The sequence below is a fragment of the Massilia hydrophila genome (assembly GCF_020208145.1).
GTDB lineage: Bacteria > Pseudomonadota > Gammaproteobacteria > Burkholderiales > Burkholderiaceae_D > Telluria > Telluria hydrophila.
In genome coordinates, this window is sequence record NZ_JAHYBX010000004.1 from 278,759 (window position 1) to 290,942 (window position 12,184).

Sequence of the window (12,184 nt, forward strand, 5' to 3'; positions counted from 1 at the left end):
GCAGCCTTGCATGATCGGCCATTCAAAGTCGGCCAGTTTTCATTTTGATAACCGGCCTACTGGAATGCTTGAGTCCAATCAAACTTCGCTGCTTGCGAACTTAGATTGTCACATTGGGCCGGCGTGCCGCGCACAGGAGAAAAAATATGCATGAATCGTGCCAGCAGAACGCCCGCGTTGCGGCGGCATGCATGGAGGCGCCCGGCAGGAAGCTCAGCGGTTACGGCGGAACAGGCGGAAGCGCTCGTCGCGGTCGGCGGCGCGGCGGCCTTCCCACAGGGCGGAACTGCCGCGCACGCCGTAGCGGCGGGCCAGGTCGCGGTCGTCGCGGCTCTTGAGACTGTCCTGTATCAGCAGGTAGCGGCACTCGCCCCCTCCCAGGGACGCGAAGGGAAGGCGGCCGAAATAGGCCAGCGAAGCGCGCTGGGCCGGTCCGACGTTGGTCTCGATGCAGTCGGCGTCGTGCGGCAGGCGGGCGGCCAGATGCTGGGCCACGCCGGCATAGCTCTTGCTGTAGTTGAGGTCGGGCAGGAACAGGGTCATCAGGAGCACCCACAGCAGGATCAGCCCGCTCGAGGACAGCACCACCGCGCGCCACAGCACCGAAGGCTGGCGCGACAGGCGCCAGTGGACCAGCATGATCCAGCCGATGCTGGTGGCGGCCGCCACCAGGAAGGCAAGCACGCCGACTTCGGGCTTGAAGCCGGGCACCAGCTTGAGCGCATTCTTGGCCAGCTGGGCTGGCCAGCCGGTGAGCTTGGCGATCCAGAACAGCCAGACCAGGGCGCCCAGGATGGTCAGCACCATCACCGAGAACCAGTCGATCGCGTTGATGGCGCCGCGCTTCATGGTGGGCAGGCCGAAGGCGGCCATCAGCGCCAGCGGTGCCAGCATCTTGAGGAAGTCGGCATTTTCCAGCGCCGGGTCGCACAGCAGCAGCAAGGTGAGGGCGATGAAGAACATCACCGGCATCACGATGTGCAGCAGGTGCTGCTGGCGGCGCCAAGCCCAGATCGCCCAGGCGGCGAAAGGCCAGGCCGGCCAGAAGAACCAGACACCGGTGCGGAAGAAGTTCTTCAGCGACGCCAGGGTCGGCAGGCCGACCTGGCCCGCGTTCCAGTCCAGCCAGGGACCGACCGGGGACAGGCCGTGCGGTCGCAGCAGTCCGGCCGGCAGCAGCCAGACCAGGGTGATAAGAAATCCGACACCGGTAGCGACCGCCAAGTGGCGCAGGGTGTCGGCCGTGGCCAGCTTCAGGTAGCGGGTGCAGGCATACAGCGCCAGCACCAGCACGGCCGGCGCCAGGACGCCGCGGGTGAGTGCCAGCCCGCCCAGCGACAGGCCGACCAGCACGGCATTGCGGACCGACGCGGTTTCCACATAGCGCACCGCGCGGTACAGGGAATAGGCCAGCAGGGCGCCTTGCAGGGTCGCGGCCAGGGTCAGGTGGCTCTGCACCAGCAGGCCCAGGCAGCCGAGGTAGATCAGGACCGCGGTATCGCCCAGCGTGCGGCCATAGTCATCGGGCTCGGGCTGGCCGCCGAAGGCCAGGCGCAGCGGCTGGGCCTCGGCGCGCCGGCCCAGGTGGAAGGCGGTGTACCACAGCGACATGGCGCCGGTCACGAAAATACCGATGGTCGACACGCGCGCGGCCAGCACGTCGCCCAGGATCCAGCCGAACAGCTTGATGCAGATGGCGCCCAGCCAGAAGGCGAGCGGGCCCTCCTCGCTGGCGGCCAGGCCGGCGATGTTCGGATACAGCCAGTCGTCCAGGCGGCCGTGCGCCATGGTCCACATGATGCCGAAGCTGCCGGCGTCTTCCTTCCACGGGTCGCGGCCGATCAGGCCCGGCAGGATGTACAGCATGCCCAGCGCGAGCAGGGCCCATCGAGGCAGTGCCAGGGTGGCGGCGGCGGGAAGGCGGACGGGTTTCATCATTCAGCGGAGCGGAAGAACAGGCGCGTAGTATAGCCGCGAAAAAAAAAGAAGCCGGAGAACCGGCTTCTTTTCTGGCAACTCCGGCTGATGTCAGCCGGAAGCTTGCATGGTGCCCGGCAATTAGCCGTTGGCGACGGCGGTCTTCGAACCGACCGAACCGAACTTCTGGCGGAACTTCTCGACGCGGCCAGCGGTGTCGACGATCTTGTGCTTGCCGGTGTAGAACGGGTGCGATTCAGCCGAGACTTCGATCTTGACCAGCGGGTATTCCTTACCTTCGTAGGTAGCGGTTTCGCGGGTGTTGATGGTCGAACGGGTGATGAACTTGAAGTCGCAGGACACGTCGTGGAACAGGACTTCGCGGTAATCCGGATGGGTATCGGTCTTCATGATGATGCTTTCTCTATGGTTGGTAGCCAATCGGCACTTCGTCGGTCGTCTTGCTTCTTGACCCGATTGCCGGTCACTTGCCAGGGTTGGACTGAACCGGAGATTATAAAGGGCTTTGGGGTGGGTGGCAACCGGTGTGGCGCAGCGTCGGCAGCAATGAAAAAGGCGGCCCGCAGGCCGCCCGTTCGCGCGATTGCAGCGCCGGCGATCAGCCGCCGCGGCGCATCATGTCGAAGAACTCGACATTGTTTTTCGTCGCACGCATCTTGTCGAGGATGAACTCCATCGCCTCGATCTCGTCCATCGAGTACAAGAGCTTCCTCAGGATCCAGATCTTCTGCAGCTGATCCGGCTTGATGAGCAGCTCTTCGCGGCGGGTGCCCGACTTGTTCAGGTTGATGGCCGGGTAGACGCGCTTCTCGGCCAGGCGGCGCTCGAGGTGCACTTCCATGTTGCCGGTGCCCTTGAATTCCTCGTAGATCACGTCGTCCATGCGCGAGCCGGTCTCGATCAGGGCGGTGGCGACGATGGTCAGCGAGCCGCCTTCTTCCACGTTACGGGCCGCGCCGAAGAAGCGCTTCGGACGCTGCAGGGCGTTGGCGTCGACACCGCCGGTCAGCACCTTGCCCGAGGCCGGGATCACGGTGTTGTAGGCGCGCGCCAGGCGGGTGATCGAGTCGAGCAGGATCACGACGTCCTTCTTCATCTCGACCAGGCGCTTGGCCTTTTCCAGCACCATCTCGGCGACCTGCACGTGGCGGGTGGCCGGTTCATCAAAAGTAGAGGCGACCACTTCGCCGCGCACCGAACGCTGCATTTCCGTCACTTCTTCCGGACGCTCGTCGATCAAGAGGACGATGAGGGTCACGTCCGGGTGGTTGGCGGTGATCGCGTGGGCGATGTGCTGCAGCATGACCGACTTGCCCGACTTCGGCGAAGCCACCAGCAGGCCGCGCTGGCCCTTGCCGATCGGCGAGATCAGGTCGACGATGCGGCCGGTGATGTTCTCGGCGCCGTTCATGTCGCGCTCGAGGCGCAGCGGCTCGTTCGGGTGCAGCGGGGTCAGGTTTTCGAACAGGATGCGGTGCTTCGAGGCTTCCGGCGACTCGCCGTTGACCTTGTCCACCTTCACCAGCGCGAAGTAGCGCTCGCCGTCCTTCGGCGTACGCACTTCGCCTTCGATCGAGTCACCCGTATGCAAGTTGAACCGGCGGATCTGCGACGGCGAGATGTAGATGTCGTCGGTCGAGGCCATGTAGCTGGCGTCCGGCGAGCGCAGGAAGCCGAAGCCGTCCGGCAGGACTTCGAGGGCGCCGTCGCCGAAGATCTGTTCGCCCTGCTTGGCGCGCTTCTTCAGGATCGCGAACATCAGTTCCTGCTTGCGCAGGCGGGCTGCGTTGTCGATGTCGAGGCCGATGGCCATCTCCAGCAGCGCGGAGACGTGCATTGCCTTCAGTTCAGATAAATGCATGTTTGTGTGGGTGTCCCGTGACGGGAAAGTAAAGGTAGGGGAGGGAACTACGAGGTTGATTTATGTAAGCTGGGAAACACCGGAGCCGAGGTTTCCCGACAATGACGGCAACGCGGGCGCGCTGCCGCCGCTTATGGTATCAGTATCAGATGTTGCTGTCGATAAACTGAACAAGCTGGCCCTTGGCCATGGCGCCGACCTTTTGCGCCGCTGCCACACCGTCCTTGAACAGGATCAGCGTCGGAATGCCGCGAATGCCGAACTGGGCAGGCACGGCCTGGTTGGCATCGACGTCGACCTTGGCCACCACCAGCTTGCCTTCGTACTGCTTGGCGACTTCTTCCAGGATCGGTGCAATCATCTTGCACGGACCGCACCACTCGGCCCAGAAGTCGACCAGGACCGGGCGCTCGGACTTGAGCACTTCGGCATCGAAGTTTGCATCGGTGATGTGTTTAATGTTTTCGCTCATATGTTCCTCAAAAGAGGTAAGGATCAAGGTACGCCTGGCGGCCACGGCTGGTCTGCGTGAACCCGGCCGGCTTCCGTGCTTGCTCATTGAATAATCAGCTGCTACACAATGGTGGAGGCACTGTGTGCAAATTCAATATGGAAGGACGACAAGGGGGTGTCAGGCGGGGATGTGCCGAATAATACCCCATTTTTTCAAAAAGTGTGGGCCGGTTTGTACAAAATCTCAACATCGCATCGCCAGCTGCAATTGTTCGATCCCGAGCGGCTTGCGAAAGGCCCCCGCCACCTGCAGCCCGAGCACGCGCGCCAGCTCGGTGGCGGCATGGCGGACCCCGTCTTCCAGGCCGGACACCACGACCACCCGGCCGCGGAATCCCTGCCTGGCCGCGGCCTGCAGGAACTCGATGCCATCCATGTCCGGCATGGCCAGGTCGCAGACCAGGAGCTCGGGCGCATGGCGTGGCAGGATCGCCAGCGCGCGCCGGGCGTCGGACTCGGCATGGATCTCGAACGGCCCGCTGCCCGCGTCCAGCGCGCCGAACATGTCGCGCAACACCGCGAGCATGAAATGGTCGTCGTCGAGCAGCAGCACGCGGCGCGGCGCGGAGGGAAAAGGTGGATTCATGCAGGCGGGCAGGACGTTGGAACGATAGCCATTATGGCGAAGTTTTCCCTGCCGGTGGAGATATTGAACGGGCGCCCGCTCAAACACTGCCGGTAAAGCGTGCCAAGTGGCCTGGATGCCACATCGTGGCCACCGAAGCGACCTGTCCGCCCGAGGTGGTGCGGCGGCGCAGCACCAGGCAGGCCTGGCCGGCGCCGATCGCCAGCATGGCGGCCACCTCGGGCGGAGCCGGCTGGGCCTCGATGGCGTAGGTTGCTCCCTGCAGCGGCGCCGCCGCCATCAGGTGCTCGTTCGGCGTGATGGCGCCGAAGTCCTGCTCCAGGTAGTGCGGCGCGCAGGCCGGATTGACCCAGCGGTCTTCCACCTGGACCGGGGCCTCGTTCTCGAAGTGCACGATCACCGAGTGGTACAGGGGCGCGTCCGGCGCCAGCTCGAAGGCGGCGGCCAGTTCTTCGCTGGCGGTTTCTTCGCGCAGCAGGCGCAGCTGGCTGCGGTGGGCGCGTCCGCGCGCGCGGATCTCGTCGGCGATGTTGCGGATCTCGACCAGGGTCGCCTGGTACTTCTGCGGCGCCACATAGGTGCCAGCACCCTGGCGCCGCACCAGCACCTGCTCCGCGGTCAGCTCGCGCACGGCGCGGTTGACGGTCATGCGCGAGACGCCGAACTGGCGCACCAGGGCCTGCTCGGACGGCACCAGCTCGCCTTCCTTCCAGCGTCCGGACGCGATCTCGCCGGCCAGGTAATCCTTGATGCGCTGGAAAATGGGCGTGCTGTCTTGCGCGTTCGGTTCTTCCAAACTACTCTCCGGGAAGGCATGGCGCGGCGACATGCCGCGACACCGGATTCTAGCACCGCGCCTCGACGGCGATTCGAAAGCAAGACCCGGAGTGACGCCGGCCCGGCGCGCGGCTAGGCTGGCCGCACTTCCCATTTTTTCCACGACTGCCATGACCACACTGTTTGATACCGACGAGGCGCGCTGGGCCGCGGTGCAGTGCCGCGACCGGGCCGCCGACGGCCAGTTCTGCTACTCGGTGCGCAGCACCGGGGTGTATTGCCGGCCCTCCTGTCCCTCGCGTCCGGCGCGGCGCGCGAACGTCGCTTTCCACGCCAGCCCGGCGGCGGCCGAGGCAGCGGGCTTTCGCGCCTGCCTGCGCTGCCAGCCGGCGCAGCCGCCGCTGGCCGAGCGCCAGGCTGCGGCCGTGGCACGCGCCTGCCGCCTGATCGACGCGCAGGTCGACGCCGGAGACAGCGCCCCCCGCCTGGACAGCCTGGCGCAGGCGGCAGGACTGAGCCGCTTCCACTTCCACCGCCTGTTCAAGGCGCATACCGGGATCACGCCGAAAGCCTATGCGCAGGCGCGGCGCGCGGCGCGCCTGCGCCAGGGCCTGGCCGCGGCGCCCAGCGTGACCGAGGCGCTGTACGAGGCCGGCTTCGGTTCCAGCGCGCGCTTCTATGCGGCCACTACCGGCGCGCTCGGCATGACGCCGGGCCGCTACCGCGCCGGCGGCCAGGGCGAGACCATCCGCTTCGCGGTGGCCGGCTGTTCGCTCGGCGCGATCCTGGTGGCCAGCACCGGCAAGGGGATCTGTGCAATCCTGATCGGCGACGAGCCGGAACCGCTGCTGCACGACCTGCAGCGCCGCTTTCCGCGCGCCGAGCTGGTGGGCGCGGAGCCGGCGTTCGAGCGGACGGTGGCCCAGGTGGTGGGCTTCGTCGAGGCGCCCCGCCTCGGGCTCGGCCTGCCGCTCGACGTGCGCGGCACCGCTTTCCAGCAGCGGGTATGGGAAGCGCTGCGCGCAGTGCCGGCCGGGGCCACGGTCAGCTACCGCGAACTGGCCGAGCGCCTGGGCATGCCGGCCGCGGCGCGCGCGGTAGCGGGCGCCTGCGCCGCCAATCCGGTGGCGGTGGCGATTCCCTGCCACCGGGTGGTCCGTACCGACGGGACGCTGTCCGGCTACCGCTGGGGGATCGCGCGCAAGCGCACGCTGCTCGAGCGCGAAGCCGCGGCCGCAGGCGCCGCTATGCCCCTTCCTTGAATTTCTATACACTCTCCGTGCCGCGCCTGCGAGGCGCGGATCGCCAACCCTACGGAGAATCCAACAGCATGCGCGCGCGCCCGTCCCCCCTGTCTTCCCTGATCGTCCTCGCCGGCCTCGGCGTCCTCGGTGTGTTCGCGCCAGCGCATGCCGATACCGTCATCACGAATGCCAACGGCTACACCCTGAACGGCAAGGGGGAACTGGTGCAGTTCAGCGCACTGGCCTTCGACGAGCGCGGACGCATCATGGCCGTCGGCACCCAGGCCGAGGTGGCGGCGAAGGCGAAGAATGCGCACCAGGTCGACATGGGCGGACGCACCGTGCTGCCCGGCCTGATCGACGCCCATGGCCACGTGTTCGGCCTCGGCCAGCAGCTGACCCAGCTCGACCTGTCCGCCACCACCTCGCTGGCGGCGGCAACCGGCGCGATCGCCGCGTACGCCAAGGCGAACGCGGGGCACGCCTGGATCCGCGGGCGCGGCTGGAACCAGGAGAACTGGAAACTGGGCCGCTTCCCGACCGCCGCCGAACTCGATGCCGTCGTCTCCGACCGCCCCGTGTGGCTGGAACGCGTGGACGGCCATGCCGGCTGGGCCAACAGCCGCACGCTGGCGCTGGCCGGCATCACGAAGGCGACTCCCGATCCGGCCGGCGGCAAGATCATGCGCGATGCGAACGGCGAAGCCACCGGCGTGCTGGTCGACGCGGCGCAGGAACTGGTGACCAAGGTGATGCCGGCCCAGACCGAGGCCGAAGGCCGCGTCATGCTCGACCGCGCGCTGGGGGAAATGGCGCGCGTTGGCCTCACCGCCGTGCACGACGCCGGCATCGGCGTACAGGAAGACCGCCTGTACCGCGACTATGCGGACAAGAACAAACTCAGCGCGCGCATCTACGCCATGATCGGTGGCACCGGCGCGGATTTTGACCAGCTGGCAAAAAATGGCCCGCTGCGCGACTACGGCGACGGCATGTACGCGCTGCGCGCCGTGAAGCTGTATTCGGACGGCGCGCTGGGCAGCCGCGGCGCCGCGCTGATCAAGCCCTACAGCGACGAGCCGCATTCGCACGGCCTGCTGTTCTTCAAGAGCGCGCAGATGGACGCGATGATGACCAAGGCCATGCGCAAGGGCTACCAGGTCAACGTGCACGCGATCGGCGACGCCGGCAACAAGCAGATCCTCGACATCTACCAGAAGGAACTCAAGGCGACGAAGAGCGAGGCCCAGCGCCACCGCATCGAGCACGCCCAGGTAGTGGCGGCGCAGGACATCCCGCGCTTCCAGAGCCTCGGCATCATCCCCTCGATGCAGCCGACCCACGCCACCTCGGACAAGAACATGGCCGAGACCCGGGTCGGCCCGGAACGCATCAAGGGCGCCTACGCCTGGCGCAGCTTCCTGCACCAGGGCTCGCGCATCGCCTGCGGTTCCGATTTCCCGGTGGAGTCGCCGAACCCGTTCTTCGGCATCCACGCCGCCGTCACCCGCATGGACCATGCCGGCCAGCCGGTGGCGGGCTGGTATCCGAACCAGGCGATGTCGCTCAAGGAAGCCTTCCGCTGCTTCACGCTGGATGCGGCCTACGCCGGCCACCAGGAAAACAGCCTGGGTTCGCTGGAAGCGGGCAAGCAGGCCGACTTCATCGTGATCGACCGCGACCTGTTCCGCATGCCGACCTACGACATCTTCAAGACCGGGGTACTGGAAACCTGGGTCGGCGGCAGGCAGGTGTTCAAGAAATGAGGAGCAGGGCGAGCTGAGATCACCGTAGGGTGGGCAGGTTTCCTGCCCACGCGTTCAAACAGTGAAGGCGTTGCCGCCCACCCCGCAAAGGCATCCAGACGATCGAATAAATGGATTGACTTGGTTGTATAGACAACCTAGACTCATCGCAGATTCCAACCAGGAGCCGCCATGAACCCACCGATGCCCATCGATCCCCGCTTCGATCCTTCCCGCGTGATCCGCGCCCCGCGCGGCAGCGAACTGTCCTGCAAGAGCTGGCTCACCGAAGCCGCCTACCGCATGCTCCAGAATAACCTCGACGCCGAGGTGGCGGAGAACCCGCAGGCACTGGTGGTCTATGGCGGCATCGGCCGCGCCGCCCGCGACTGGGCGTGCTACGACCAGATCCTGGCCTCGCTGCGCGACCTCGAAGATGACCAGACCCTGCTGATCCAGTCCGGCAAGCCGGTCGGCGTGTTCCGCACCCATGCCGACGCGCCGCGCGTGCTGCTGGCAAACTCGAACCTGGTGCCGAAATGGGCCGACTGGGACCACTTCAACGAGCTGGACCGCAAGGGCCTGTTCATGTACGGCCAGATGACCGCCGGCAGCTGGATCTACATCGGCACCCAGGGCATCGTGCAGGGCACCTACGAAACCTTCGCCGAAGCCGGCCGCCAGCACTTCGGCGGCGACATGGCGGGCCGCTGGATCCTCACCGCCGGCCTGGGCGGCATGGGCGGCGCCCAGCCGCTGGCCGCGACGTTTGCGGGCGCGGTCTCGCTCAACGTCGAGTGCCAGCAGAGCAGCATCGACTTCCGCCTGCGCACCCGCTACCTCGACAAGCAGGCCAATAGCATCGACGAAGCGCTGGCGATGGTGAAGGAACATACCGAAAAACGCGAAGCCGTCTCCATCGGCCTGCTCGGCAACGCCGCCGACGTGCTGCCGGAACTGGTGCGGCGTGCACGTGCGGGCGGCCTGGTGCCCGACCTGGTCACCGACCAGACCTCGGCCCATGACCTGATCAACGGTTACCTGCCTTCCGGCTGGACGGTCGAGGAGTGGAAGGCCGCCCAGCAGGACCCGGCCCAGCATGCGCGCCTCAAGAGCGCGGCGGCCGCCTCCTGCGCCGTGCACGTGCGCGCCATCCTCGACTTCAAGGCCATGGGGTCCTACGCCGTCGACTACGGCAACAACATCCGCCAGGTGGCCAAGGACGAGGGCGTCGAGAACGCGTTCGACTTCCCGGGTTTCGTGCCGGCCTACATCCGTCCGCAGTTCTGCGAAGGCCGCGGCCCGTTCCGCTGGGTGGCGCTGTCGGGTGACCCGGAAGACATCCATAAAACCGACGCCAAGATCAAGGAGCTGTTCCCGCAGCACGCGCGGGTGCACCGCTGGCTCGACATGGCGCGCGAACGCATCGCCTTCCAGGGCCTGCCGGCGCGCATCTGCTGGCTGGGGCTGGGCGAACGCCACCTGGCCGGCCTGGCCTTCAACGAGATGGTGCGCACGGGCGAACTGAAAGCGCCGATCGTGATCGGCCGCGACCACCTCGACACGGGCTCGGTGGCCAGCCCGAACCGCGAGACCGAGGCCATGCGTGACGGCACCGATGCGGTATCCGACTGGCCGCTGCTGAACGCCCTGCTGAACACGGCCGGCGGCGCTACCTGGGTCTCGCTGCACCATGGCGGCGGCGTGGGCATGGGCTATTCCCAGCACTCCGGCGTGGTGATCGTGGCCGACGGCAGCGACAGCGCGGCGAAACGTTTGGCACGCGTGCTGGTCAACGACAGCGGCTCGGGCGTGATGCGCCATGCCGATGCCGGCTACGACAGCGCCATCGAGACGGCCAAGCGCAACGGCCTGATTCTCCCGATGATCAAGTGATAGAAGTAATACTAAGGCAGCATTCGACATGAACGACTCGCACCACCACCTCACCCTTCAACCCGGCGCGCTCCAGCTGGCCGACCTGCGCGCCGTCTGGGCCGCCCACGTGCCGCTACGCCTCGCCCCGGACGCCTGGGAGCCCGTCAAGGCCTCCTGCGCGCTGGTCGAGACCATCACGGCCAAGGGCGACCCGGCCTACGGCATCAATACCGGCTTCGGCATCCTGGCCAAGGCCCATATTCCGAACGACCAGCTGGCGGCGCTGCAGCGCAACCTGATCCTGTCGCATGCGGTAGGCACTGGTGAACTCATCGACGACAACATCGTGCGCCTGATCATGCTGACCAAGATCGGCAGCCTGGCGCGCGGCTATTCGGGCGTGCGCCCGCTGATCATCGAGACCCTGATCGCCCTGTACAACGCGGGCATCATGCCGGCCATCCCGAGCCAGGGCTCGGTGGGCGCCTCGGGCGACCTGGCGCCGCTGGCCCACATGACCCTGGCCATGCTGGGCGTGGGACCGGTGCGCTACCAGGGCGAACTGGTCGAGGCCAGTACCGCCCTGGCCGCGGCCGGCATCGAACCGGTCACCCTGGCCGCCAAGGAAGGCCTGGCCCTGATCAACGGTACGCAAGTGTCGACTGCGCTGGCCCTGCACGGCCTGTTCATGGCCGAGCGCCTGCTCGAAGCGGGCATGGTGGCGGGGGCGCTGTCGGTCGACGCCGCGCGCGGCAGCGACGCGCCCTTCGACGCCCGCATCCATGCGGTGCGCGGCCAGCCGGGCCAGATCGCCGCGGCCGGCATCTACCGCGAGCTGGTGCGGGGCAGCGCGATCCGCGCCTCGCACCTGGTGGGCGACGAGCGCGTGCAGGACCCGTACAGCCTGCGCTGCCAGCCGCAGGTGATGGGCGCCGCGATGGACCTGATCGCGAATGCCGGCCGCACCCTCCTGATCGAGGCGAATGCCGTCACCGACAACCCGCTGCTGTTCCCGGGGGCGCCGGATGACGCCGGGTCCGGCGTCATCCTCTCGGGCGGCAACTTCCACGCCGAGCCGGTCGCCTTTGCCGCCGACACGCTGGCCCTGGCCATCGCCGAGATCGGCGCACTGTCCGAGCGCCGCATCGCGCTGCTGATCGACGCCAACCTGTCCGGACTGCCGGCCTTCCTGGTGAAGGAGCCGGGCCTGAACTCGGGCTTCATGATCGCCCACGTCACGGCCGCCGCGCTGGCCTCGGAAAACAAGTCGCTGGCCCATCCGGCCAGCGTCGACAGCCTGCCGACCTCGGCCAACCAGGAGGACCACGTCAGCATGGCCACCTTCGCGGCGCGCCGTCTCGGCCAGATGGCGCACAATACCTCGGTCATCCTGGGCATCGAGCTGCTGGCGGCGGCGCAGGGCATCGAGTTCCACCGCCCCCTGCGCAGTTCCGAACACCTCGAGCATGTGCACGCCCAGCTGCGCGCGCGGGTGGCGCCGTATGACGCGGACCGCTTCTTCGCGCCCGACATCGAGGCCGCGCGCGTGATGGTGGTGAACGGCGAACTGTCCGCATCGATCAAGGAACTGTTCACCGTACTGCATCCTTAAGCATCGTACTTAGCTATCAATCAGGAGAGG

10 protein-coding genes are annotated in these 12,184 nt (G+C 67.0%); 4 read left to right on the plus strand and 6 right to left on the minus strand.

The genetic code is table 11. From position 1 onward, the window contains the following. Nucleotides 1-213: 213 nt before the first annotated feature. The 6 genes from LE190_RS13180 to hutC all read right to left on the minus strand — a co-directional run bounded on the left by LE190_RS13180 (nucleotide 214) and on the right by hutC (nucleotide 5,694). Complete coding sequence (locus LE190_RS13180) at nucleotides 214-1,935, minus strand: ArnT family glycosyltransferase (protein ID WP_225239162.1); 1,722 nt, start codon at nucleotides 1,933-1,935, stop codon at nucleotides 214-216. Between the two features lie 123 nt (nucleotides 1,936-2,058). Continuing rightward, on the minus strand, nucleotides 2,059-2,328 hold the full coding sequence (locus LE190_RS13185) for a type B 50S ribosomal protein L31 (RefSeq protein WP_036213036.1): 270 nt from the start codon (nucleotides 2,326-2,328) through the stop codon (nucleotides 2,059-2,061). 208 nt (nucleotides 2,329-2,536) lie between these two features. Further along, a complete protein-coding gene (gene rho, locus LE190_RS13190; RefSeq protein WP_005665081.1) occupies nucleotides 2,537-3,799 on the minus strand; it encodes a transcription termination factor Rho in 1,263 nt (420 codons plus the stop codon). A gap of 145 nt (nucleotides 3,800-3,944) precedes the next feature. Beyond that, nucleotides 3,945-4,271 (minus strand): thioredoxin TrxA, encoded by a 327-nt coding sequence (trxA, locus tag LE190_RS13195; protein ID WP_224946692.1) that lies wholly within the window; start codon nucleotides 4,269-4,271, stop codon nucleotides 3,945-3,947. A 225-nt stretch (nucleotides 4,272-4,496) separates the two neighbouring features. Continuing rightward, complete coding sequence (locus tag LE190_RS13200; protein ID WP_225239128.1) at nucleotides 4,497-4,898, minus strand: response regulator; 402 nt, start codon at nucleotides 4,896-4,898, stop codon at nucleotides 4,497-4,499. A 79-nt stretch (nucleotides 4,899-4,977) separates the two neighbouring features. Further along, nucleotides 4,978-5,694, minus strand: a complete 717-nt coding sequence (gene hutC / locus LE190_RS13205; RefSeq protein WP_225239129.1) for a histidine utilization transcriptional repressor HutC — start codon at nucleotides 5,692-5,694, stop codon at nucleotides 4,978-4,980. A 151-nt stretch (nucleotides 5,695-5,845) separates the two neighbouring features. On the opposite strand from hutC, the gene ada reads away from it, so the two are divergent. The 4 genes from ada (at nucleotide 5,846) to hutH (ending at nucleotide 12,154) form a co-directional block, all read left to right on the plus strand. Next, on the plus strand, nucleotides 5,846-6,937 hold the full coding sequence (ada, locus tag LE190_RS13210; RefSeq protein WP_225239130.1) for a bifunctional DNA-binding transcriptional regulator/O6-methylguanine-DNA methyltransferase Ada: 1,092 nt from the start codon (nucleotides 5,846-5,848) through the stop codon (nucleotides 6,935-6,937). A 68-nt stretch (nucleotides 6,938-7,005) separates the two neighbouring features. Beyond that, nucleotides 7,006-8,685, plus strand: a complete 1,680-nt coding sequence (locus tag LE190_RS13215) for an amidohydrolase (protein ID WP_225239131.1) — start codon at nucleotides 7,006-7,008, stop codon at nucleotides 8,683-8,685. A 171-nt stretch (nucleotides 8,686-8,856) separates the two neighbouring features. Continuing rightward, a complete protein-coding gene (gene hutU, locus LE190_RS13220; RefSeq protein WP_225239132.1) occupies nucleotides 8,857-10,560 on the plus strand; it encodes a urocanate hydratase in 1,704 nt (567 codons plus the stop codon). A 28-nt stretch (nucleotides 10,561-10,588) separates the two neighbouring features. Next, on the plus strand, nucleotides 10,589-12,154 hold the full coding sequence (gene hutH, locus LE190_RS13225) for a histidine ammonia-lyase (RefSeq protein WP_225239133.1): 1,566 nt from the start codon (nucleotides 10,589-10,591) through the stop codon (nucleotides 12,152-12,154). The last annotated feature ends 30 nt before the right edge of the window (nucleotides 12,155-12,184 follow it).

Bases quoted from the DNA above. Each gene is read 5' to 3' on its own strand.
- LE190_RS13200 (WP_225239128.1), bottom strand. From the start codon at position 4,898: ATGAATCCACCTTTTCCCTCCGCGCCGCGCCGCGTGCTGCTGCTCGAC.
- LE190_RS13215 (WP_225239131.1), top strand. From the start codon at position 7,006: ATGCGCGCGCGCCCGTCCCCCCTGTCTTCCCTGATCGTCCTCGCCGGC.
- rho (WP_005665081.1), bottom strand. From the start codon at position 3,799: ATGCATTTATCTGAACTGAAGGCAATGCACGTCTCCGCGCTGCTGGAG.
- trxA (WP_224946692.1), bottom strand. From the start codon at position 4,271: ATGAGCGAAAACATTAAACACATCACCGATGCAAACTTCGATGCCGAA.
- hutH (WP_225239133.1), top strand. From the start codon at position 10,589: ATGAACGACTCGCACCACCACCTCACCCTTCAACCCGGCGCGCTCCAG.
- hutU (WP_225239132.1), top strand. From the start codon at position 8,857: ATGAACCCACCGATGCCCATCGATCCCCGCTTCGATCCTTCCCGCGTG.
- LE190_RS13185 (WP_036213036.1), bottom strand. From the start codon at position 2,328: ATGAAGACCGATACCCATCCGGATTACCGCGAAGTCCTGTTCCACGAC.
- ada (WP_225239130.1), top strand. From the start codon at position 5,846: ATGACCACACTGTTTGATACCGACGAGGCGCGCTGGGCCGCGGTGCAG.
- LE190_RS13180 (WP_225239162.1), bottom strand. From the start codon at position 1,935: ATGAAACCCGTCCGCCTTCCCGCCGCCGCCACCCTGGCACTGCCTCGA.